We start from the raw sequence: 22278 nt of genomic DNA, 5'->3' as shown, positions 1-22278 counted from the left end.
ACAGTCGAATTTTCAGAACAATCGCCTTATATTGAGGTTTCAGAAGGCGAATGATCTGAAGTTTTGAGGAAATGCGATGCAAACGAACCGCCCTGATCTGGATCGGTTTGACCGGTCGATTCTATCGACGCTGGCCGAGGATGGGCGAATCTCGGTCGCCGACCTTGCGCGGCGTATCGGGCTGTCGAAATCGCCCACTCAAGCACGTGTGAAAAGACTTGAGGCTGAGGGCATCATCACCGGATACCGCGCTTTGCTGGACCCGATCCGCCTTGGTCTGGACCACGTCGCCTTTGTCGAAGTGCGCCTGACCGACACCCGCGAAAAGGCGTTGGCCGAGTTCAACGCGGCGGTTCGCAAGGTGCCCGAGATCGAACAAGCCCATATGATTGCATCGAATTTCGACTATCTGCTGAAAATCCGCACCGGCTCTATGTCAGAATATCGCGCGGTTCTGGCCGAAAAGATCTCGTCTCTGCCACATGTCGGCAGCACGTCAACCTTCGTTGCGATGGAGGCTGTAAAAGAGACCGGCGTGTCAGGTGCCATAGATGGGCTGGGTTGACGAAACCCTGCCGCGCGTCACCATTGGGGCATGAAACAGATCGCCATTGCCCTGATATTCCTGTCCACCGCAGCCTATGCCGAAGAGTGCCCGGTCGCACCGGATCATTCCGCGCATATCTCTGGCGTCATCTCGGAAATCCAACAGGCAGAAAACGAACAGGCAGCTCGTGCCTTGTCGAACCAATTGTGGGAGTTCTGGACCGATGCGCCCGACGAAAGCGCGCAGGCGGTGCTGGATCGCGGCATGACGCGGCGCAACGCATGGGACCTGCTGGGCGCGATTGAGGATTTCGACAAGCTGATCGCGTATTGCCCGTCTTATGCCGAAGGCTATAACCAGCGCGCGTTTGCGCATTTTCTGCGTCAGGATTTCGAGGCCGCGCTGCCTGATCTGGACCGCGCGATTGAGTTGTCTCCGAACCACGTTGCCGCTATCAGCGGCCGTGCGTTGACCCTGCTGGGTTTGCAGCGGATCGACGAAGCGCGTGAGGCATTGCAGCAGGCTTTGGAACTGAACCCGTGGCTGTCCGAGAGGCACCTTCTGGGGCCGGGTGGTCCGCTGGAATTACCCGGCGAGGACATCTAACAGGCGCGGGAAGCCGCCAAAAATCTCAGCGTAAACGCACCCCGGCGGAGTCGAACCGATAGGCTTTGTCCGCCGAATAGGCCAAGCGCAACTCCTGTCCCTCTGAAATCGCGTGCTGTCCGAACAGCCGCGCCGTCACCGCATGGTCGTGGACTTTGGCGATGACGTTGGTGTCTCCGCCCAGTTTTTCTACGTGGCTGACACGTGCGGCCAACGGGCCGTCATCGGACAGGAACAGGTCTTCGGGTCGGATGCCGATCGTGTTATTCCCGCCGCCCAGCAGGTCTTCGGGCAGGAAATTCATCGACGGTGAGCCAAGGAACCCCGCGACGAACTGGTTGGCGGGGTTGTTATACAGTTCCATCGGACTGCCGATCTGTTCCACCCGCCCGTCGCGCAGCACGACGATCTTGTCTGCCAGTGTCATCGCCTCGGTCTGGTCGTGGGTGACATAAATCATCGAGGCATCCAGCGCGCGGTGCAAGTTAGCGATCTCGATCCGAGTATTCATCCGCAGCGCGGCGTCGAGGTTCGACAGCGGTTCGTCAAACAGGAACAATTTCGGCTCACGCACAATCGCGCGCCCGATGGCGACGCGCTGGCGCTGACCGCCGGACAGCTCTGACGGGTACCGATCCAGATAGTCCTCAAGGTTTAGCATCCGGCTGGCATTGGTGACGCGTTCCTCAATCACCGCTTTGGGCTGTTTTTCCTGTTTCAGCGCCAGAGTCATGTTCCCGCGTACATTCAGATGGGGGTAGAGCGCATAGCTCTGGAACACCATTGCGATCCCGCGTTTGGAGGGTGGCACCAGATTAACCTGCTGACCACCGATATTGATCTCGCCCGAGGACGCATCCTCAAGCCCCGCAATCACGCGCAACAGGGTGGACTTACCGCAGCCCGAAGGACCGACGAATACGACGAATTCGCCTTCGTCGACCTCAAGCGTGATGTCTTTGAGGACATGTACCTCGCCGAAGGACTTGTTCACATTGGTCAAGGTCAAAGCAGTCATGACGTGGGCTCCTCAAGGGAAACGGGCTGGCCGGTACGGATGCTTTCATCGGCGGCCAGACAGATGGCGAGGGATTGGACGGCGTCATTCATATGGCGCGTCAGGTCGATATCTTCAGCGATTGCGCGCAACATATAGGCTTGCTCGGCGTCGCAGAGTTCCTGATGGCCGGGTTCATCGGGCATTTCCACGATGCGGTCGTCGTCCGGCTTATGCACCAGCAGCCCGCCCACCTTGGTGTGGCCGTCGATATCGGCAGAGGCGCCTTTGTTGCCGTCAGTGATCGAGACCGAACCATTCGGTGACACGATATCCTTCACGAAAAACGCGGTTTCGGACATCATGGGCCCCCAGCCAGCCTCGTACCAACCAACCGAACCGTCCTGGAAGATCACCTGAAACTGACCGTAGTTATACATGTCCTCGGCGATCTCATCGGACAGTCGAAGGCCCATGCCATGCACACGAACCGGTTGCGCGTCGGTGATCTGGCACATCACATCCACGTAATGCACGCCGCAATCGACGATGGGCGAGGTGGTCTGCATCAGCGCCTTATGCGTCTCCCACTCCGCGCCCGAAGATTGCTGGTTCAGGTTAAGGCGGAACACATACGGCCCGCCCAGATCGCGCGCTTCGGCGATCAGGCGCATCCATGACGGGTGATGTCGTAGGATATAACCTACGACCAGCTTGCGGTTCAGCCGAGTCGCGGTTTCTACAACGCGCCGTGCGTCGGCGACGTTGGTGGCCAGCGGTTTTTCCACGAACACATGCGCCCCGGCCTCCATCGCGGCACAAGCGTAGTCGGCGTGGCTGTCCGAATATGTGGCGATGACAACCAAATCTGGCTTCGTCTCGGTCAGAGCGGCTTGGAACTCGGAGAAAGCCGGATAGCCCGCAAGTTCAGGGTGATCTACCTGACCAGACCGGTTCACCAGCCCCACGATTTGTGCCTCAGGGTGGTGATGGTGGGCCAAGGCGTGGCTCCGGCCCATATTACCAAGGCCTGCAATCAGAACACGGGTCATTTGACAGCTCCTGAAGTGATGCCGCGGATCAGTTGGCGCGAGAAGATGACGTAAAGCACCAGCACCGGCAGGATCGCCATGCTGAGTGCCGACAGAACCGCGTTCCAGTCGGTGACGAACTGACCGATAAAGACCTGACTGCCCAGTGTGAGCGTCTTGGTTTCCTCGGCAGGCGCGAGGATCAGCGGGAACCAGAGGTCATTCCAGATCGGGATCATGTTGAACACGGCCACGGTTGCCATTGCCGGTCGGACCAATGGCAAAACAAGCCGGAAGAAGATCGTATATTCCGACAGCCCGTCTATCCGACCGGCATTCTTCAAGTCATCGCTGACCTGCCGCATGAACTCGGACAGAATGAACACTGCCAACGGCAGTCCCTGCGCCGTGTAAACCAAGATCAGAGCCCATAGCGTGTTCACCAGCCCGGTCGCCACCATCATCTCAAGGATTGCCACAGTGCCGATGCGGATCGGGATCATGATCCCCAGCGCCAGATACAGGCCCATCAGCAGGTTGCCCTTGAACTGGTATTCTGACAGCGCATAGGCCGCCATGGCTCCGAACAGAAGGATGAAGAACAGGGACGCCACGGTGACAATCATCGAATTCTGGAAGTATAGGAAAAAGTCCCCTTGCTTCATCACCGTCTCATACCCGATCAGCGAGAAGCTGTCCGCGCTGGGCAGGGCCAACGGCTCGCGAAAGATCGCGCGGCGGGTTTTGAAGCTGTTGATCAGAATGACGAAGACCGGGAACAGGGCGATCAGCGTGTAAAGGATCAGCGCTCCGTGCATCGCGGCGGTATTCAACGGGTTTTGACGTGCTTTGTTCATCCCTGCGCCCTCACAGTTGATACCGGCGCATCCGGGTCTGGATGCCGAACAGGTAGATACACACGCCCACAAGGATGATTGCGAACATGGCCCCAGCGATGGCAGACCCCATATGTGGGTCGCCCAGTTGCAGTTGGAAGCCGAAGAAGGTGCGGTACATGAAAGTACCCAGAATATCGGTCGAGAAATCCGGCCCCGCCAGCGCGCCTTGCGCCGCATAGATCAGGTCGAAAGCGTTGAAATTACCCACGAAAGTCAGGATCGAGATGATACCTATAGACGGCAGGATCAGTGGCAGTTTGATCTTCCAGAAGGCCGAGACTCCGGTGATGCCGTCAATCTCTCCGGCCTCAAGGATTTCCTCGGGGATGGTCAACAGGGCGGCATAGATCAGCATCATCGGAATGCCGACGAACTGCCAAACCGAGATCAATGCCAGCGTGGTCAGGGCGTATTCCTCTTTCCCCAGCCACGGGGCGAATAGGGATTTCAAGCCGATGGCGTCCAGCATGGAAGGCGCAATACCCCAGATCGGAGACAGGATCAGTTTCCACGCAAAGCCGACGATCACGAAGCTAAGGATCGTGGGAATGAAGATCGCCGATCGGTAGAGCGCCGCGAACCGCAGGCGCGGGTGGCTCAGCAGTGCGGCCAGCGCGACACCGATGGGGTTCTGCACCAGCATGTGGATCAGGAAAAACCAGAAGTTGTTGCCCAACGCGTTCCAGAACTGCTCGGACCAGACCGGATCAAAGAACAACGTCTGAAAGTTCTGCAAACCAACGAAAACACGGGTCTGGTCCACTTCGGTAAACAGCGCCAGACGCAGCGTGTTGAACAGTGGAAAGATCATCACCGCCGTATACACAAGCACGGCGGGTGCCAGAAACACGACGATATGCCAGCGGAAGCGGGGGCGGGTCATAGGACTGCTTTCTAAGGGGTGCGGGGGTTACCCGGGCGCGCGATTGCCGCCCGGGTAAGTGTCAGATTACTGGTGAGGTGCGTACCAGGACGCGAGGCCCTCTTGCAGCTCGGCACCCAGCTCTTCTGGCGACTTGGCGCCTTTGATGGCGGCGACCGATGCGCCCCAGGTCTCGTTCTCAAGGTTCGGCGTGCCGCGCGACAGGATCTGGTAAGTCGAGCGGATGGTCGACTCGCACTCATCACGCCAGCCGACGATTTCCTTCGCCAGCGGGTCCTGCAATTCGACAGGCGTACTGGACAGAGGGAAGAAGCCCGGCAGGGCGTTGCCAAAGATCTCGGCAAACTCGGGGCTTGCGACCCAGGCGAGGAAGGTCTCAGCCGCCTCGGGGTTTTTGGTCGCGGCGTTCATGCCGATGCCGATATCGGTGTGGTCCGAGATATAGCAGGTGTCGCCTGCATTCCGGACAGGCGGTTTAAAGGCACCCATCTCAAAGTCGGCCTGAGCGTTGAAGCCCGAAATCTCCCACGACCCGGCTGGATAAATAGCGGCACGGCCCAGCGTAAAGATGTTCTGGCTGTCGGGATAGGTCTGAGCCTCGTACCCGTCGCCCAGATATTCGCCCCAGCGGGCAAGCGTCGCGTAGGGCGCTGTCCAGACTTCGTCTGTCAGTTTTTGCTCACCGGCTATCAGGGCTTGGCGACCTTCCTCACCCTTCCAGTAGTTCGGGCCGATGTTGTTATAGCCCATCGTTGCGGCTTCCCACTGGTCGTTGGTGCCCATCGCCATAGGGATATAGGTGCCGTCTTCCCGGATCTTGTCGAGCGCGGCAAAGAATTCATCCTCGGTGGTTGGTACCTCGATACCCAGTTCCGCGAACGCGTCCTTGTTGTAGATGAAGCCATGGATAACCGAGGCCATCGGAACGCAGAAGCTGACCGAGCCGTCATCGGTCTGCCAGGCCGATTTCGCCACGTCCGAGAAATTGCCCATCGCTTCAACGCCGGACAGATCAGTCAGGTGGCCTGCCTCATACAATGCCAGCGAGGCATCGAACGGGCGGCAGGTGATCAGGTCTCCGGCAGAACCTGCGTCAAGTTTCGAATTCAGCACGGCGTTGTATTCCGCCGGGGCAGACGGGGTGAATTGCACCTTAATGCCTGGGTGTTTCGCCTCAAATGCGGGGATGATCTGGTCCTGCCAAAGGGTCAGGTCATCATTGCGCCAGCTTTCGATGGTCAGCGTCACATCCTCGGCAAAGGCGGACGTGGCCATCAGGGTTGTCCCAAGTAAGGCCAGTTTCAGGCTTTTATGTTTCATCTCTCTCTCCCGTTTTGATTATTGGTGTCAGTCTTGCGCCAGTGCGGCGCTTAGAATTCCGTTTGACGCGCGCAGCCGCGCATCTGCGTTTGCAGGGGTCAGTCCTTGCGCCGCGATCAGAACTGCGGGCTTTACGTTGCCATGTGTGGCAGTCAGGGCCTTATGGGCGGTTGCCGCATCCACGTCGGCAATTCGGGCCACGATCCCGGCCGCTCGGCTACGCAGTTTGTCGTTGTCAGCCCGCAGGTTCACCATCATGCCGCCATGCACGTGCCCCAGTTCAATTGCCATCAGCGACGACAGCATGTTCAGAGCTATTTTCTGCGCTGTCCCAGCCCCCATCCGTGTCGAGCCCGAGATCAGTTCGGGCGGTGTCGCCAGCAGGATCGGGATATCCGATTCAAGCAAAAGCGGGCTGTCCGCATTGTTGGCGATCCCGATAACAGTTGCACCCTTCGCGCAGGCCAACTTGACGGCGGTCATCGTGTAAGGCGTTGATCCGCTAGCCGAAACCGCGATCACACTGTCCCCCGCGCGCAATGTGCTAAGGGCTTCTGTCAGCCCGTCCGCTGCGTCCTCGGCATCTCCGGGCATCTCAACCCCGGTCGGCAGGCCACCCGCCATATGGATGCGCAATTGCTCGGCTGGGATCGAGAATGTGCCGCCCAGTTCCTGCGCATCGGCCGCCGCCATCAAGCCGGAAGAGCCAGCGGCCACGTAGTGCAGCACGCGGTTGCCGCGTAGTGTCCGGGCCATGGCAGTTGCGCCCTGCGCGATCTGATCCAGCGCGCCGCGAACAGATGCCGCGGCAGCGATCTGCCCCTTGGCCAGCACGCGCGCCGAGGTGATCAGGTCATCCCGGTCCAGACGCACGGCGTCAGGGTGCAATTGTTCGGTCGACGGCAGCGTCAAGAGAATCCCCCTTTGGTTTCTCTTACGATACCTATTTAATACCACTTGTCTAGAAATTTATTCTCACAAAGATACTTTCCACTATTTTCAATGATTTCGCAGCTTTCTGGCTTGCGTTCGGCCATTTCTGACTTTTAAAAACCTAATAGGTATTATATTGGTATTTAAATGACAGAGTCTCGGAATAGCGTTGTATTGGCTGTGGATGGCGGTGGGACCCGGTGCCGGGTGGCCTGCGAGGTCGCGGGTGTTGTGTATAGCAGCGAGACCGGTGCCGCGAACGTTTCAACCGATTTCGAGGGGGCAGTCGCACAGATTCGCGCTGGGATTCAGGCCGTGTCTCAGCAAGTTGATATCTCGGTTAACGATCTCCTCAAGCGATCAGCCTTTATTGGGTTGGCCGGTGTTACCGACGGCAAAATGGCCGCGCGGTTGCGCGACGCGCTGCGCCTGACTTGCGCGCGTATTGAGGATGACCGACCCGCCGCCGTGCGGGGCGCGCTTGGTTTGCAGAATGGTGTCATCGCACATTGCGGAACCGGTTCGTTCCTTGCCAGTCAAACCGATGGCGCAATGCGTTTCGCAGGAGGGTGGGGCTCGGTTCTTGGGGATGAGGCTTCGGCGCAATGGGTTGGACGTCGTGCGTTGTCTCAGGCGTTAAAGGCGTATGATGGAACACATGACAGCACGGCCCTGACCCGCAAGCTGTTGGCCGATATGGATGGCCCCGCTGGTATCGTCCGTTTTGCTGGCAATGCTACTCCTGCCCAGTTAGGCGCACTTGCGCCCGCTGTGACATCGGCGGCCCAAGCCGGAGACATCGTGGCCGAAGGCATAATGCTAACGGGGGCAGGTTATATAGCCGAAACGGCGCAGCGGTTGGGGTGGCAGGCCGGAATGGCCTTGTGCCTGACAGGCGGGATTGCCGGGCAATATACGCCCTACCTGTCCGCAGAAATGCAATCCGCTATTCGCCCGCCACTGGGCGAACCGTTATCCGGCGCTTTGGCTTTGGCGAAGGAGGTCGCACATGAGCATTGCTGATTTCTTGCGCCCGGACTCGTGGTTAAGTTCCGAAAGTGGCCCGCGCTATGTGCAGTTGCGGCGTCGATTGCAGGAAGGGATCGACACCGGAGTGTTGCCGCCGAACTCATCCCTGCCATCCGAACGCGAATTGGTGGAAATCACCGACTTGTCCCGCGTTACCGTGCGCAAAGCGATTCAGGAGTTGGTGCGCGAGGGCGTCATCGAACAGCGTCAGGGATCGGGTTCGTTCATCCGTGAGCGTGTGCCACGGGTCGAGCAATCGCTGACGCATCTGACCTCATTCACCGAGGATATGTCCAGCCGGGGTATGCAAACCACCTCGAAATGGCTGGAGCGCGGGGTCTTTGCGCCGACGCACGAAGAGGTGCAGGCGCTCAGTCTGAAAGGGGGCGAACAGATTGCCCGCATCTACCGTCTGCGCGAGGCGGATGGCCGCCCGCTGGCGTTGGAGCGGGCCGCGCTGCCGTTGGATATCCTGCCCAATCCGATCGAAGTCACCACGTCGCTATATGAGGTGCTCGACGCTCTGGGGCGGCGGCCGGTACGGGCGGTTCAGAAGATCTCGGCCCTGAACCTTGCTGCGCGTGAGGCAGAGCTACTGGAGGTGCCCGAAGGTGCGGCAGGGCTGAATATCGAACGTATCTCGTTCCTGAAAAACGGGCGGGTCGCGGAACTGACCCGATCTCTCTATCGCGGCGATGCCTATGATTTCGTCGCTGAATTGCGGTTGTAACCGGAAAGGCCGGAAAAACATGACGGAACACAGTTCGAAAATGCGTCAGGAGATACTTGAGATCCCGGACGCGGTTGACCGCTTGCTGAGCGATGGCGCAGCTAACATTCATGACGCAGCGCAGTTGGTGAAACAGGCTGACCCCCGGTTTTTGATCACTGTGGCGCGGGGGTCTTCCGACCATGCTTGTCTTTACCTGAAATATGCCAGCGAATTGCTGCTGAACCTGCCGGTGGCCTCAGTCGGGCCATCGGTCAGCTCGATCTATGGCGTTGATCTGAAGGCGGGCGGGGCGCTGTGTTTGTCGGTGTCACAATCGGGCCAAAGCCCCGATATCGTGGGCATGACCAGGTCGTTGAAATCCTCGGGTGGAACGACGGTTGCGATCACCAACAACACGGCTTCGCGACTGGCCGGAGTAGCAGATGCGGTTCTGCCCCTGCACGCCGGGCCAGAGCTGAGCGTGGCTGCCACCAAGACTTTCGTGACCTCTCTGGTCGCCGGGTTGTGGCTGTTGGCCGAGATCAAGGGCGATGACACATTGAGCGCCGCGATCCGCTCGTTGCCGGGGTTTCTGGACAAGGCGGCGCGGTGCGACTGGTCGGCGGCGGCCAAGGCGATCACGGGGCGATCCCTGTTCACTCTGGGCCGTGGACCGTCTTACGCAATGTCCAACGAAGCTGCGCTGAAGATCAAGGAAACCTGTCAAATTCACGCCGAAAGCTATTCCGCCGCCGAAGTTCTGCACGGCCCCGTTTCGATTGTGGAAGAGGGCTTCCCAACAATCGTTTTCGCTGCCGGCGACGCCGCCGAACAGACCACGGCCGAGGCCGCCGATGCAATGGCCGCCAAGGGCGCAGCGGTGTTTGCGGCGACCGACATGGTAAAACAGGCCGAAAGCCTGCCGGTCACGCGCACGGATCACTGGCTGACTGACCCGATTGCCACTATCACCTCGTTCTACTCTATGGTCGAAGCGGTAGCGCGAGCCCGAGGGATCGACCCCGACACGCCGCGCCATCTGAGAAAGGTGACAGAAACGGTATGACCTCAGGTACAGTGACGTTTCGCAACGGTGCCCTGTTCGACGGCGCGCGCTTGCGCACCGGCCATGTGATTGTGTTCCGTGACGGTGCGCCAGCCGTACTGTTGCCCGAAGAGACGGCGACGCCAGAAGGGCAGGTCATAGACCTGAATGGGGACATTCTTTGCCCCGGCTATGTCGATTTGCAGGTGAATGGTGGTGATGGGGTGATGTTCAATGACGACCCCTCGGTCGACACGATCCGCAGGATAGCCGAGGCGCACCGGCGGCTGGGCGTTGCGTCTCTTCTCCCGACATTGATTACGGACACGCCCGAAAAGACGCAGGCCGCCATAGCTGCCGCAATTCAGGCGATGCGCGAGGGAGTTCCCGGCGTGGCCGGGCTGCATCTTGAGGGGCCGCACCTGTCTGTGGCCCGCAAAGGCGCCCATGACGGGGCGTTGATTCGACCGATGGAGGCCACGGATTTGGAGGCGCTGATTGAGGCAGCCGAGCAATTGCCCTGCCTCAAGGTGACACTCGCCCCCGAATCTGTCTCGGAACAGCAGGTGCGGGCGTTGGCTGATGCGGGAATTCTGGTTTCGCTTGGTCATAGCGATGCCGATTTCACCACCTGCCAGCGCTATGCTGCGGCTGGCGCGCGCTGTGTCACGCACCTGTTCAATGCCATGAGCCAGATGGGCAACCGTGAACCCGGTCTGGTTGGTGCCGCGCTGGCCACTGGCGATTTGTCGGCAGGGCTGATCGCTGACGGCGTCCACGTCCACCCCGAAGTCATGCGCGCGGCATGGGCCGCCAAGACCGGGCCGGGCCGGATTTTTCTGGTCAGCGATGCCATGGCCATAGCTGGCACGGATCAGACAGCGTTTGAGTTGGAAGGGCGTCGGATCACCCGAACGGATGGCCGCCTGACACTTGAAGACGGCACCCTGGCCGGGGCCGATCTGGACCTGACAGCGGCCATTCGCACTCTGGTCAAGCAGGTCGGAGTGCCATTGAGCGATGCGCTTTATGCCGCAACGACTTATCCCGCCTCTTTGATTGGCGGCGCGGTCTCTCGACCACTGCGGATTGAAGCAATGATACGGATATCTGCTGATTTGCGGACCTGTGGCTGGCTGTCTGCCCAACGGTGACAGCTGGCTGTGCCTGACCCGAGCAACCCGGGTTGCAGAAATTGAAATCCTTCGCTGAACTTCGCTTGACGGCACCAAACGCATCGCTTAAACCGACCTCCGCTGAGCGGGCGTCGTATACTGGCTATTACCTCAGCCTTCCAAGCTGATGAAGCGGGTTCGATTCCCGCCGCCCGCTCCAAGTCAGCCCCAAAATTCTGCGTCAAAAGGCCCTGACCGGGTGCCAATCTGTCTTGCGCTGCTTGACCCTGCCGTCTGCTGCGGCCAAGAAGCAATCACCCTAATGCGAACATGATTTAAGGGCCAAGCATGGCAAGAACCGCCTCAGCCAGTTCAGCACAGCAATCCGCCCCGGGCGCGAGCGAAGAGCGTGCAACATCCAAGAAAATCGGCGTTCTGGCTTCGCTGTGGCCCTTTATGCGCCCGTATCGGATGTTGATGACGGGTGCAATTGTGGCGTTGGTTCTGACTGCCAGCATGACACTGGCCCTGCCTCTGGCTGTGCGCCGCGTGGTCGACAATTTTCGCATCGAAGACGGAGAATTGCTGGACTGGTATTTTCTGGCAGCCCTCGGGATTGCCGCGATTCTCGCCTTGGGAACTGGCCTCCGTTATGCACTTGTGACCCGGCTGGGCGAACGGGTTGTGGCCGACATCCGCAAGGCCGTGTTCGACCGCGTCATTGGCATGAGCCCCGAATTCTACGAACGGATCATGACCGGAGAGGTTCTGAGTCGGATCACCACGGACACCACGCTGATTCAGTCGGTTCTGGGCTCGTCCGTCTCCATCGCGCTGCGCAATATGCTGCTGTTCCTCGGTGGGTTGGTGTTGATGCTGCTGACCTCGGCCAAGCTGACCGGCATGGTGCTGTTGCTGATCCCGTTGGTGGTCGTGCCGATTTTGGTCCTGGGTCGCCGTTTGCGGGTGATCAGCCGTGAAAACCAGGACTGGATCGCCGCCTCGTCCGGTAACGCGGGCGAAGCGCTAGGCGCGGTGCAGACGGTACAAGCCTTTACCCATGAACACGCCAGCCGGAAGCAGTTCGGCGACATGACCGAAACCTCATACGCGGTGTCGCTGCGGCGTATTCAGACCCGTGCGGTTCTGACCGTGATCGTGATCTTTCTGGTGTTCTCGGGCATCGTCGGTGTGTTGTGGATGGGCGCGAACGACGTCCGCAACGGTGTGATGACCGAGGGCGTTCTGATCCAGTTCGTGATCTACTCGATCATAATGGCCGGATCTGTGGCGGCCTTGTCAGAGATTTGGAGCGAGTTGCAACGCGCCGCCGGAGCAACCGAAAGGCTGGTTGAACTGCTGAATGCGCAGGACACGGTGGTCGATCCGTCCAAACCCGCCGCGCTGCCGACGCCGGTGCGGGGCGAAATTCGGTTTGAAGATGTGACCTTCCGCTACCCCTCGCGCCCTGATGTCGTGACGCTTGAGAACCTGTCGTTGCAGGTCAATCCCGGTGAAACAGTGGCTTTTGTTGGTCCTTCGGGCGCAGGCAAGACCACGGTCATTCAGATGATCCAGCGGTTCTACGACCCGACGTTTGGCCACGTCAGTCTCGACGGCGTTGATCTGCGCGACATCGACCGGGCCGATTTCCGCAAGCACATGGCGCTGGTGCCGCAGGATCCGGTGATCTTTGCGGCCTCGGCGCGTGAGAACATCCGCTTTGGCCGCCTCGACGCAACTGATGCCGAGGTTGAGGCCGCTGCCCGTGCCGCTGCCGCGCATGAGTTCATCTCGGCCCTTCCCGAAGGCTATGACAGTTTCGTCGGTGAGCGCGGCGTGATGCTGTCCGGCGGGCAAAAGCAACGCATCGCCATTGCCCGTGCGATCCTGCGCGACGCGCCGGTTCTGCTGTTGGACGAGGCGACCTCGGCGCTGGATGCAGAAAGCGAGCGGGCAGTGCAGGGCGCAGTGGACCAGATGCGCGCAGGTCGGACCACTTTGATCGTGGCGCACCGTCTGGCGACCGTCAAAAAGGCAGACCGTATCGTGGTGATGGAGGCCGGTCGTATCGTGGCGCAAGGCACCCATGACGATCTGGTGGCGCAGGATGGCCTTTATGCCCGTTTGGCGCGCCTGCAATTTACTGACGGTGTTGCAGCCGAGTGACCTGACGCAGGGGCAGGTCTTTTCGGTCCGCAGCGTAATTCTACCCCTTTGTTGCCTTCACAGCTAAGCCCTTTCTTGAACCTGCGCGGTTTTGCTTCCATCTTGGGATGGACGCAAAACCCGTGCCGGACACGGGAGAGATAAGGGAGGAACCACATGGCTTTTGTGGGTTTGGAAGACAAGGCAAGGATGGAGCAGGAAATGCCGTGGGAGCACCGCGACGTTCCGGTCACATTCCACCAGTTGCTGTCGCGCACCGCAGAGAAGTTTCCTAACAGAAATGCGATAAGCTTTCAGCTGTTTTCCGGCCCGACCGACAAGGCGGAAACGCTGACCTGGTCTCAGTTGCTGGGGCAGGTCAATCAGGCGGCCAACCTGTTCCGGTCTCTGGGCGTCGGCGAAACCGATGTGGTGGCGTACATTCTGCCTAACTGCAACGAAACGCTTGTCACCATGATGGGCGGCGCCGTTGCCGGGATCGTCAACCCGATCAACCCGTTGCTGGAACCGGAGCAAATCGCCGCCATCCTGCGCGAGACCGGGGCCAAAGTGGTTGTGACGCTGAAATCCTTCCCAAAGACGGATGTGGCGCAAAAGGTAGAAGAAGCAGTGCGGCATGCGCCCAACGTGAACACCATCCTCGAGATTGACCTGAACAGCTATCTGACGCCGCCGAAATCGTGGATTGTGCCGTTCCTGCGTCCCAAGATGGGCGACAAAGAGCATCTGGCCCATGCGACCTACAAAAACTTCACTCAGGAACTGGCCAAGCAGCCCACGACACTGACTTTTGAAGACAGCAAGGAAGATCGTGTTGCCTGCTATTTCCACACCGGCGGAACCACTGGTATGCCTAAAGTGGCGCAGCACAAGTATTCGGGCCTGATCTACAATGGCTGGCTGGGTCATACGTTGTTGTTCTCGGAAGAAGACGTGATCATGTGCCCGCTGCCCATGTTCCACGTCTTTGCGGTGCACGTGATCATGATGGCCGCCGTGTCCTCGGGCGCGCATGTGGTGTTCCCGACACCGCAAGGCTATCGCGGAGATGGCGTATTCGACAATTTCTGGAAGCTGATCGAACGCTGGAAAGTCAGTTTTATCATCACCGTTCCCACTGCCATCGCCGCCAAGATGCAGCGCCCGGTTGATGCCGATATCTCGACCGTGAAAACCGCGTTTTCGGGCTCGGCCCCGCTTCCGGTGGAACTGTTCCGCCGGTTCGAAGAGGCCACAGGTGTCACTATCGTAGAAGGCTACGGTCTGACCGAGGCGACCTGTCTGGTCTCGTGCAACCCGGTGGATGGCGAAAAGAAAATCGGCTCGATCGGAATACCGTTCCCTTATACCGATGTGAAAATCCTACAGGCCGGGCCAGAGGGGCCCAAGGACTGCGCTACGGATGAGATCGGGGAAATCTGCATCTCAAACCCCGGTGTCTATGCAGGCAACACCTATACCGAGGCGGACAAGAACGTGGATCTGTACCACTTCGATAAATACCTGCGCACGGGTGATCTGGGCCGGTTTGACGAAGATGGCTATCTGTGGATCACCGGTCGTGCCAAGGACCTGATCATTCGTGGTGGCCACAACATCGACCCTGCCGATATCGAAGAAGCCTTGTTGGGTCACGACGCCGTCGCCTTTGCGGGTGCCATCGGTCAGCCCGACGCCTATTCGGGCGAGGTTCCCTGTGCCTTTGTCGAACTTGTCGACGGAGCCAGCGTCACAGAGAAAGAGTTGATGGAGCATTGCAAAGTGCATGTCCACGAACGTGCAGCGCAACCCAAGCACATGACCATTCTGGACGAGCTACCGAAAACCGCCGTCGGCAAAGTGTTCAAACCCGAGCTGCGCAAACAGGCGATCACCCGCATCTACAACGGCGCTCTGGAAGAGGCCGGTCTGGATGCGCGCGTCGCCTCGGTGATCGACGACAAAAAGCGCGGGCTTGTCGCGCAGCTTGACGCGAACGGCTCATCCGAGGACGATGTCAGCAAAGTGCTGGGCGCATTCACCCGGCCATGGGAATGGGCTGCCTGACCGCGGAGGGACAATGGATTATGAGCGTCTGATTGATGAGGAAACATGGGCGTTCATAAAGCGCACGGCGGAAAGCTATCCCGAGGATGCCGTTGGCCGCTCGATCGAGGATCAGCGCCGCGTCTATGACGCAATGTGTCAGGATTTTCGCCAGCCCCGACCAGACAGTGTGAATGCGCAAGACAGGTCCGCCGATGGCGTGCCTGTCCGGGTTTACACCGCCGGAGATCCCACACGAACCGTCGTCTATTTTCATGGCGGCGGTTTCGTTGTCGGCGGGTTGGACAGCCACGATGATGTCTGTGCCGAGATTTGCGCCCAGACCGGGTATCGCGTGGTCGCCGTGGACTATCGCCTGTGTCCCGAACACGTCCACCCGGCACAGTTTCGGGACAGCTGGACTGCGACCAATTGGGTGGCGCAGGAATATGGCGATCCGATTGTTCTTGCCGGGGACAGTGCAGGCGGCAATCTCGCGGCCGCTGTGGCGCATCATGCGCGCGGACGGCTCGACGGTCTTTTAGGGCAGGTTCTGATTTATCCGGGGTTGGGCGGAGACACATCCGCCGGGTCCTATGTCGAGCACGCCCATGCGCCACTTTTGACACTGGATGAAATCCGGTTCTATGAAAGGGTGCGCTGTGGTGGTGCCGCACCGGATGCAGACCCCAGTTTCGCACCTTTGCAGGATTCTGATTTCTCGGGCTTGCCGCCGACCGTGGTTGTGACGGCGGACTGCGACCCGTTGCGTGACGACGGGCAGGTCTATTGTGACGGGATCACCGCCGCAGGAGGGCAGGCGCACTGGATCAATGAGCCGGGCCTTGTGCATGGGTATCTGCGGGCGCGGAGTTCGGTCAAACGCGCCGCCGACAGTTTCGAACGGATATCAGTAGCCATCGAGGCGCTGGGCCAGCAGGTTTGGCCCTACGACTGATTATTTCAGGAACGGCTTGGCCTTCATCGTCTCGGCCAAAGGCGCACCCATACGGTTCAGGATCGTCGGAGCGAGTTGGAGCTGGTCGATCACCGCGTCCACTTCAGGGCCTTTGGCGTCACCGAAGTAATACAGCGCCGTCTCCTGCTGCAACGGGCCGCGCCCACCGTGGTGGCCGCGTTCATCCTGGCCGTGGTCGGCGGTAACGATGACCTCATATCCAAGCTGACGCCAGCGAGGGATGAAGGGGGCCAACATCTCATCCGCGACGAAGCAGGCGTGATCCATTTCCTCGCGATCATGGAAAAACCGGTGGCCCATGCTGTCCAGTGTGCAGGTGTGCAGAATGCCGTAGTCCAACCCGAAGCGCAGGCACAGGTTGGTCAGCGTTGCATAGAGATCAACATCCGACGGGGTCATCTGGTTGGCCTTTCCATAGCCGGTCATCGTGTGAAACCGGCCGTGGTTGATCGTCTTGCTGTCTGGTTCGTCATATTCCACGTCGCGGACGTAATCGAACGGGTGCCGATTGAAGAATTGCGACCAATAGCTGTGCGTCACCGCCCCGGTCACGCCACCGGCCTCACGCACCTGGCTGAACACGTCCTTATGGCTCAGGCGGAAGACATTGCCATTACCGGTGCACCCATGTTCCTGCGGTGTGACGCCAGTATGGATCGAGGCATAGCAGCTGGCCGAAGTCGACGGCAGCACCGCGCGCAGCTTCCAGACCTGTGCCTCACCGCTGTCGACCCAGCCTTCAAGGTTGCCGAACAGACGACGGAAGTTGCGCCACGGAACACCGTCCAGAATGATCAACAGAAGTTTGCGGTCCATGCCCTGAGCCTTTCTTTCAGTCTTTCAGGCGACCCTAGGGGATTCGCCACGCCGGGGCCGCCTGTTCGCGCCCCCAATAACAAAATCCCGACACCTGTCATCAGACAAAGCGCCGGGATTTTCAGTTTTCATCAAACCGTCACAGAGCGGGTTAGTTCCCCGCGCTTTCCATCTTGCGATGGGCGACAACCTCTTCGAGCCAGCCCAGATGCATCTCGGGCACCGAGCTGAGCAGAAGGTCGGTATAGTCGTCAAACGGCGGGCTCAGCACCTGTGACTTGGGACCATACCGAACCACGCGCCCCTGATACATCACCGCAATACTGTCGCTGATCGCCCGGACCGTCGCCAGATCGTGAGTAATGAACAGATAGGCCACGTTCTCGATCTTCTGTAGATCCAGCAGCAGTTTCAAAATGCCATCCGCCACCAACGGGTCCAGCGCGGAGGTGACTTCATCGCAGATGATCATCTTGGGCTTGGCGGCCAGTGACCGCGCGATGCAGACACGCTGTTTCTGCCCCCCGGACAGTTCAGCCGGATAGCGGTCGATGAACTTTTCGCCCAGTTCGATCTCATCCAACAACTCGATAATCCGCTTACGCTTTTCGGACCCGCGCATGTTGAAGTAGAACTCCAGCGGCCGGCCAATAATCGTGCCCACGGTCTGACGCGGGTTCATAGCAACATCGGCCATCTGGTAGATCATCTGCAACTCACGCAAATCCTCGCGGGTGCGGCCTTTGAGATCAGGTGAGAGCTTGCGCCCGGCAAAGGTGATCTCACCATCGCGCGGTGGCAACAGACCAGTGATCACCCGCGCAAGCGTTGACTTGCCCGAGCCGGATTCGCCCACTACGGCGAGTGTTTGCCCCGGATGAAGCTCGACATTCACGTTGTGCAGCACGTCGAAATTCAGCCCCTTGTAGCGGGCGGTGATCCCGTCAACGGTCAGCACTGGCTCGGGGGTCGGCTGTTTTTCTTCGTGCTCAATCGAGCGCACCGAGACCAGCGCCTGCGTGTATTCCTCTTGCGGGTTGTTGATGATCTGATCGGTGTTGCCGTATTCGACCGTGTTACCCATCCGCAGAACCATGATGTCGTCGCTCACCTGCGCCACAACCGCGAGGTCGTGGGTGATGTAGAGCGCGGCAACGCCGGTATCCGCGATGGCTTCTTTGATGGCCATCAGAACGTCGATCTGAGTGGTCACGTCCAGCGCCGTTGTTGGCTCGTCAAAAACCACCAGATCAGGCTCGGGACACAGCGCCAGCGCCGTCATGCAGCGTTGTAGCTGGCCGCCGGAAACCTGGTGCGGATAACGATCACCGATATTTTCCGGATCTGGTAGACCCAGCTTGGCAAACAGTTCGCGGGCGCGTTTCTCGGCCTCTTTGCGGCTGAACTTTTTCTGTTCGACCGCCGCCTCGACCACCTGATCCATGATCTTTTTGGCCGGGTTGAAGGACGCGGCGGCGGATTGGGACACATAGGTGACTTCGCCACCGCGCAGCTTGCGGATATCCCCATGCGAGGTCTTCAGGATATCGCGCCCGTTGACCCAAACCTCACCGCCGGTGATCTTCACGCCACCCCGGCCATAGGCCATCGAGGCCAGACCGATGGTGGATTTACCGGCCCCGGATTCACCGATCAGCCCCAGCACCTTGCCGGGCGCGAGGTCAAAGCTGACCCCGTGCACGATTTCGATGTCATGGGGTTTCTCACCCGGCGGATAGACGGTCGCGCCGATCTTGAGGTCGCGGACCTTGAGAATTGGATCGCTCATCCCCGGCCTCCTTTCAGCGATGTGGTACGGTTCAGGACCCAGTCAGCCACAAGGTTGACCGAGATTGCCAGCGTCGCGATGGCGACTGCGGGGTACAATGCCGCGCCGATGCCATAGACGATGCCGTCCTTGTTTTCCTTCACGATGCCGCCCCAATCGGCCAGCGGTGGTTGTACGCCCAGACCCAGGAACGACAGGGTCGAGACAAACAGAACCATGAAGATGAACCGTAGACCCAGCTCGGCCACCAGCGGTGACAGGGCGTTGGGCAAGATTTCACGGAAGATGACCCAGACCTGACCTTCACCACGCAGGCGCGAAGCCTCGACATAGTCCATCACGGCGATGTCCACAGCGACAGCGCGGGCCAGACGATAAACGCGGGTGGCGTCCAGCAGGCCCATGACGATGATCAGGATCGGGATGGTCACAGGCACCATGGCCAGAACAACCAGCGCGAAGATCAGGGTCGGGATCGACATGATCAGGTCCACCGCCCGCGACATAACCTGATCGGCCCAGCCTCCCAGCACGGCGGCCAGAAAGCCAAGGATCGAGCCGGTTACAAAGCTGAGGATTGTCGCCGCCGTGGCGATGAAGATCGTCGTGCGTCCGCCGTAGATCATACGGCTAAGCAGGTCGCGGCCGATATTGTCGGTTCCAAGCCAGAACTCCGAACTGGATGGCTCCCATACGTCGCCCACAACCTCGGCCATACCATAGGGGGCCAGCAGAGGCGCAAAGAGGGCGATGATGAAATAAAGGGCGGTGAAGGCCAGCCCGATCATTGCAGAGATAGGGATGTTCTTCATTTCGGATGCCTCAGCCTTGGGTTGGCCAGAATGGCAACGATGTCTGCAATCATGTTCAAACTTATGTAGATGGCGGCGAAGATCACACCACAGGCCAGAACCACCGGCACGTCACGTTTGGTCACGTGGTCAACCAGATATTGCCCCATGCCCGGATAGACGAACACCACCTCAACCACGACGACGCCGACAACCAGATAGGCGAGGTTCAGCATCACCACGTTGACGATGGGCGCAACCGCGTTGGGGAAAGCGTGGCGGTAGATGACCTGAAAGTTGCTCAGGCCCTTGAGCTCGGCTGTTTCCACATAGGCCGACTGCATCACGTTCAGGATTGCGGCGCGGGTCATGCGCATCATGTGGGCCAGCACCACAAGAGTCAGAACGATTACCGGCAGCGCGATCGCGTTCAGTTTCGCCCCAAGTGACATGCTGTCGTTGATCATGGCCAGCGGCGAGAACATGCCCAACTTAACGGCCACAAAGTAGATCAGCACATAGCCGATCAGGAATTCGGGAATTGAAATCGTCGTGAGCGTCACGGCCGAGATCAGTTTGTCCGGCCAGCGGTTGCGATAGCGCACAGCCAGCAGGCCCAGAAAGATGGCAAGCGGAACCGAGATGATGGCGGCCCAGAATGCAAGGAAAAGCGTATTGCCCAAGCGGTTGCCGACGGATTCGGCGATGTCGAGCTTGTTGGTGAGTGAGGTCCCGAGATCCCCCTGCAAAATACCTCCGAACCATTCGAAGTACCGGGTCAGGGCGGGGCGGTTCAGCCCCATTTCCTCGCGCAAGTTGGCGAGGGATTCAGGTGTTGCAGACTGGCCCAGGACGGCTTGCGCAGCGTCGCCAGGCAGGGCTTCGGTAAGGCCGAAAATCAAGGCCGAAGCACCAACCAGCAGTAGGAGACCCAGCGCAATGCGCTGGGAAACCAGTTTCAAAATAGGGTGCATGTTTTACCTTACGCATCCAGCCAGCATTTGATCGGAGCCCAGGAATACATCAGGAACCCGTTCGGATCGTCCTCGTAACCTTGCACGTTCGTAGACACGCCATCGACGAAGTCGTTGAACATCGGTGCAATCAGGCCACCCTGATCGCGAACCATCATGGCCATTTTCGAGTACATCTCTTTGCGCTTGGCTTCGTCCAGCTCGCCGCGGGCCGCGAACAGCAGTTCGTCGAATTCCGGGACGTTGAAGCGGGTGTCGTTCCAGTCGGCGCTGGACAGATACGCGGTTGTGTACATCTGATCCTGAACCGGGCGGCCCGACCAGTACGATGCACAGAACGGTTTGACGTTCCAAACTTCGGACCAGTACCCATCGGACGGCGCGCGCTCGATCTCGATGTTGATGCCAGCTGCGGCAGCAGATTGCTGGAACAGCTGGGCCGCATCCACCGCACCGGCAAAGGCCGCGTCCGAGACATGCAGCACGATGGGCGAACCGTCGTGGCCGGACTTCTTGTAATACTCGGCCGCTTTTTCCGGGTCATAGGCGCGTTGTTCAATGCTGTCATCGAACAGGGGATACGAGGCGTTGACCGGGATGTCGTTGCCGACCGAGCCAAAGCCGCGCAGGATTTTCTCGACCATTTCCTCACGGTTGATCGCGTGTTTCAGCGCCATGCGCAGGTCGTTATTGTCGAATGGTGCCGTGTTGCAGTGCATCGGGAAGATGTAATGCGCGCGCCCCGAGACCGAGCGGATGTCCAGGTTCGGTGCGCGGCCCAGCAGACCGGCAACCTTGGGGTCAACACTGTTGACCATGTGAACCTGACCCGATTGCAGCGCCGCCATCCGGGCGGTTGCATCGTTGATGACCAGAACCTCGACCTCTTCAACGTGGCCGATGCTGTCATCCCAGTAGTTGGGGTTCTTTTTAAAGGTATGGCGCACGCCAGGTTCGTTGACTTCGATGATATAGGGGCCGGTGCCGATCCCTGCATTGGGATCATCGAAACCGCCATCGGGCTGCACGACCAGATGCCAGTCGGCCATCAGATAGGGCAGGTCAGCGGTCGGGGTTTCCATCTCAACCGTGAAAACGTCCCCTTCAGCCTTCATGCTCTTGATGCCTTGCAGCACACCCAACGCACCGGACTTCGAATCTTCGTTCGCATGACGTTCGACCGTCCGCAGGAAGTCTTCGGCGGTGACAGTCTTGCCATTGTGGAACTCAACACCATTGCGAACCTTAAAGTTCCAGATGGTTGCATCGTCCGAACCTTCGACACTTTCCGCAAGGCGCGAGTTGATGCTGCCATCGGGGCCAACATCCACGATCTGATCGCCGTAAAGACGCAGAACCATCCCCGGAACCTGCGTTGCGGCGGGCGCCGGATCCAGCGTGTTGGTGCTTTCGCCGCCCAACATCCCCAGCTTCATCGTGCCGCCCTTCTTGGGTCCTGCCGCACGGGCCGCATCGGCAAACAGCGTGCTGGCCATTGCTGCGGAAACGCCCAAAGCAGCCGCTTTCCCCATGAATTCGCGACGGGTCAGCTTGCCCGCTGTGACCTGATCGGTCATGTGAGTGAGTTGTTCGTTCATCCAAAATCTCCCAGTTGATG

The 22278-nt window shown here is 59.4% G+C and carries 20 protein-coding genes and 1 tRNA gene; 10 read left to right on the top strand and 11 right to left on the bottom strand.

Annotated features, from left to right (window positions below; all coding sequences use genetic code 11):
- Positions 1-76 precede the first annotated feature (76 nt).
- Both ACOQOY_RS06420 and ACOQOY_RS06415 read left to right on the top strand, forming a co-directional pair.
- On the top strand, positions 77-565 hold the full coding sequence (locus ACOQOY_RS06420; protein WP_420584636.1) for an Lrp/AsnC family transcriptional regulator: 489 nt from the start codon (positions 77-79) through the stop codon (positions 563-565).
- A 30-nt stretch (positions 566-595) separates the two neighbouring features.
- Positions 596-1153 carry a tetratricopeptide repeat protein gene (locus ACOQOY_RS06415; protein WP_420584635.1) on the top strand — a complete coding sequence of 186 codons (558 nt, stop codon included), beginning with the start codon at positions 596-598 and terminating at the stop codon, positions 1151-1153.
- Positions 1154-1178: 25 nt separating this feature from the next.
- On the opposite strand, the gene ACOQOY_RS06410 is transcribed toward ACOQOY_RS06415, so the two are convergent.
- The 6 genes from ACOQOY_RS06410 to ACOQOY_RS06385 form a co-directional block, all read right to left on the bottom strand.
- Positions 1179-2171 carry an ABC transporter ATP-binding protein gene (locus ACOQOY_RS06410; protein WP_420584634.1) on the bottom strand — a complete coding sequence of 331 codons (993 nt, stop codon included), beginning with the start codon at positions 2169-2171 and terminating at the stop codon, positions 1179-1181.
- Positions 2168-3202, bottom strand: a complete 1035-nt coding sequence (locus tag ACOQOY_RS06405; RefSeq protein ID WP_420584633.1) for a Gfo/Idh/MocA family protein — start codon at positions 3200-3202, stop codon at positions 2168-2170. The genes ACOQOY_RS06410 and ACOQOY_RS06405 overlap by 4 nt, the downstream gene beginning before the upstream one ends.
- Entirely contained in the window at positions 3199-4038 is an 840-nt protein-coding gene (locus tag ACOQOY_RS06400) for a carbohydrate ABC transporter permease (protein ID WP_420584632.1), read from the bottom strand. The genes ACOQOY_RS06405 and ACOQOY_RS06400 overlap by 4 nt, the downstream gene beginning before the upstream one ends.
- Positions 4039-4048: 10 nt before the next feature.
- The gene (locus ACOQOY_RS06395; protein WP_420584631.1) at positions 4049-4963 is read right to left on the bottom strand and encodes a carbohydrate ABC transporter permease; all 915 of its coding nucleotides are present in this window, start codon (positions 4961-4963) and stop codon (positions 4049-4051) included.
- A gap of 66 nt (positions 4964-5029) precedes the next feature.
- Complete coding sequence (locus ACOQOY_RS06390) at positions 5030-6283, bottom strand: ABC transporter substrate-binding protein (protein WP_420584630.1); 1254 nt, start codon at positions 6281-6283, stop codon at positions 5030-5032.
- Between the two features lie 27 nt (positions 6284-6310).
- Positions 6311-7195 carry an N-acetylmuramic acid 6-phosphate etherase gene (locus tag ACOQOY_RS06385; protein WP_420584629.1) on the bottom strand — a complete coding sequence of 295 codons (885 nt, stop codon included), beginning with the start codon at positions 7193-7195 and terminating at the stop codon, positions 6311-6313.
- 168 nt (positions 7196-7363) lie between these two features.
- Between ACOQOY_RS06385 and ACOQOY_RS06380 the strand changes: the two genes are divergently transcribed.
- From ACOQOY_RS06380 to ACOQOY_RS06345, 8 genes are all read left to right on the top strand, one after another.
- On the top strand, positions 7364-8239 hold the full coding sequence (locus ACOQOY_RS06380) for a BadF/BadG/BcrA/BcrD ATPase family protein (protein ID WP_420584628.1): 876 nt from the start codon (positions 7364-7366) through the stop codon (positions 8237-8239).
- On the top strand, positions 8226-8975 hold the full coding sequence (locus ACOQOY_RS06375) for a GntR family transcriptional regulator (protein WP_420584627.1): 750 nt from the start codon (positions 8226-8228) through the stop codon (positions 8973-8975). The genes ACOQOY_RS06380 and ACOQOY_RS06375 overlap by 14 nt, the downstream gene beginning before the upstream one ends.
- Before the next feature lie 19 nt (positions 8976-8994).
- Entirely contained in the window at positions 8995-10023 is a 1029-nt protein-coding gene (locus ACOQOY_RS06370) for an SIS domain-containing protein (protein WP_420584626.1), read from the top strand.
- Positions 10020-11156, top strand: a complete 1137-nt coding sequence (nagA, locus tag ACOQOY_RS06365) for an N-acetylglucosamine-6-phosphate deacetylase (RefSeq protein ID WP_420584625.1) — start codon at positions 10020-10022, stop codon at positions 11154-11156. The genes ACOQOY_RS06370 and nagA overlap by 4 nt, the downstream gene beginning before the upstream one ends.
- Before the next feature lie 106 nt (positions 11157-11262).
- Positions 11263-11337 (top strand) — tRNA-Gly (locus ACOQOY_RS06360).
- Between the two features lie 128 nt (positions 11338-11465).
- Positions 11466-13286, top strand: coding sequence for an ABC transporter transmembrane domain-containing protein (locus tag ACOQOY_RS06355; RefSeq protein WP_420584624.1), 1821 nt, complete (start codon positions 11466-11468; stop codon positions 13284-13286).
- Between the two features lie 156 nt (positions 13287-13442).
- Positions 13443-15332 (top strand): acyl-CoA synthetase, encoded by a 1890-nt coding sequence (locus tag ACOQOY_RS06350; RefSeq protein ID WP_420584623.1) that lies wholly within the window; start codon positions 13443-13445, stop codon positions 15330-15332.
- A 13-nt stretch (positions 15333-15345) separates the two neighbouring features.
- Complete coding sequence (locus tag ACOQOY_RS06345; protein WP_420584622.1) at positions 15346-16269, top strand: alpha/beta hydrolase; 924 nt, start codon at positions 15346-15348, stop codon at positions 16267-16269.
- Here ACOQOY_RS06345 and ACOQOY_RS06340 read toward each other — a convergent pair whose 3' ends face one another.
- The 5 genes from ACOQOY_RS06340 to ACOQOY_RS06320 all read right to left on the bottom strand — a co-directional run bounded on the left by ACOQOY_RS06340 (position 16270) and on the right by ACOQOY_RS06320 (position 22258).
- Positions 16270-17106: an alkaline phosphatase family protein gene (locus ACOQOY_RS06340; protein ID WP_420584621.1), complete on the bottom strand. Its 837-nt coding sequence runs from the start codon at positions 17104-17106 to the stop codon at positions 16270-16272.
- Between the two features lie 151 nt (positions 17107-17257).
- Positions 17258-18895, bottom strand: a complete 1638-nt coding sequence (locus ACOQOY_RS06335) for an ABC transporter ATP-binding protein (RefSeq protein ID WP_420584620.1) — start codon at positions 18893-18895, stop codon at positions 17258-17260.
- Positions 18892-19707 (bottom strand): ABC transporter permease, encoded by an 816-nt coding sequence (locus ACOQOY_RS06330; protein WP_420584619.1) that lies wholly within the window; start codon positions 19705-19707, stop codon positions 18892-18894. The genes ACOQOY_RS06335 and ACOQOY_RS06330 overlap by 4 nt, the downstream gene beginning before the upstream one ends.
- Positions 19704-20660 (bottom strand): ABC transporter permease, encoded by a 957-nt coding sequence (locus ACOQOY_RS06325; protein ID WP_420584618.1) that lies wholly within the window; start codon positions 20658-20660, stop codon positions 19704-19706. The genes ACOQOY_RS06330 and ACOQOY_RS06325 overlap by 4 nt, the downstream gene beginning before the upstream one ends.
- Before the next feature lie 8 nt (positions 20661-20668).
- The gene (locus ACOQOY_RS06320; protein ID WP_420584617.1) at positions 20669-22258 is read right to left on the bottom strand and encodes an ABC transporter substrate-binding protein; all 1590 of its coding nucleotides are present in this window, start codon (positions 22256-22258) and stop codon (positions 20669-20671) included.
- Positions 22259-22278 lie beyond the last annotated feature (20 nt).

The organism is Ruegeria sp. (genome assembly GCF_965221235.1).
GTDB lineage: Bacteria > Pseudomonadota > Alphaproteobacteria > Rhodobacterales > Rhodobacteraceae > Ruegeria.
The sequence above is the reverse complement of the archived record's forward strand: the minus strand, read 5'-3'. Positions and strand labels throughout refer to the sequence as shown.

Coding starts and splice junctions, on each gene's coding strand:
- ACOQOY_RS06420 (WP_420584636.1), top strand. CDS start 77: ATGCAAACGAACCGCCCTGATCTGGATCGGTTTGACCGGTCGATTCTA.
- ACOQOY_RS06415 (WP_420584635.1), top strand. CDS start 596: ATGAAACAGATCGCCATTGCCCTGATATTCCTGTCCACCGCAGCCTAT.
- ACOQOY_RS06410 (WP_420584634.1), bottom strand. CDS start 2,171: ATGACTGCTTTGACCTTGACCAATGTGAACAAGTCCTTCGGCGAGGTA.
- ACOQOY_RS06405 (WP_420584633.1), bottom strand. CDS start 3,202: ATGACCCGTGTTCTGATTGCAGGCCTTGGTAATATGGGCCGGAGCCAC.
- ACOQOY_RS06400 (WP_420584632.1), bottom strand. CDS start 4,038: ATGAACAAAGCACGTCAAAACCCGTTGAATACCGCCGCGATGCACGGA.
- ACOQOY_RS06395 (WP_420584631.1), bottom strand. CDS start 4,963: ATGACCCGCCCCCGCTTCCGCTGGCATATCGTCGTGTTTCTGGCACCC.
- ACOQOY_RS06390 (WP_420584630.1), bottom strand. CDS start 6,283: ATGAAACATAAAAGCCTGAAACTGGCCTTACTTGGGACAACCCTGATG.
- ACOQOY_RS06380 (WP_420584628.1), top strand. CDS start 7,364: ATGACAGAGTCTCGGAATAGCGTTGTATTGGCTGTGGATGGCGGTGGG.
- ACOQOY_RS06375 (WP_420584627.1), top strand. CDS start 8,226: ATGAGCATTGCTGATTTCTTGCGCCCGGACTCGTGGTTAAGTTCCGAA.
- ACOQOY_RS06370 (WP_420584626.1), top strand. CDS start 8,995: ATGACGGAACACAGTTCGAAAATGCGTCAGGAGATACTTGAGATCCCG.
- nagA (WP_420584625.1), top strand. CDS start 10,020: ATGACCTCAGGTACAGTGACGTTTCGCAACGGTGCCCTGTTCGACGGC.
- ACOQOY_RS06355 (WP_420584624.1), top strand. CDS start 11,466: ATGGCAAGAACCGCCTCAGCCAGTTCAGCACAGCAATCCGCCCCGGGC.
- ACOQOY_RS06350 (WP_420584623.1), top strand. CDS start 13,443: ATGGCTTTTGTGGGTTTGGAAGACAAGGCAAGGATGGAGCAGGAAATG.
- ACOQOY_RS06345 (WP_420584622.1), top strand. CDS start 15,346: ATGGATTATGAGCGTCTGATTGATGAGGAAACATGGGCGTTCATAAAG.
- ACOQOY_RS06340 (WP_420584621.1), bottom strand. CDS start 17,106: ATGGACCGCAAACTTCTGTTGATCATTCTGGACGGTGTTCCGTGGCGC.
- ACOQOY_RS06335 (WP_420584620.1), bottom strand. CDS start 18,895: ATGAGCGATCCAATTCTCAAGGTCCGCGACCTCAAGATCGGCGCGACC.
- ACOQOY_RS06330 (WP_420584619.1), bottom strand. CDS start 19,707: ATGAAGAACATCCCTATCTCTGCAATGATCGGGCTGGCCTTCACCGCC.
- ACOQOY_RS06325 (WP_420584618.1), bottom strand. CDS start 20,660: ATGCACCCTATTTTGAAACTGGTTTCCCAGCGCATTGCGCTGGGTCTC.
- ACOQOY_RS06320 (WP_420584617.1), bottom strand. CDS start 22,258: ATGAACGAACAACTCACTCACATGACCGATCAGGTCACAGCGGGCAAG.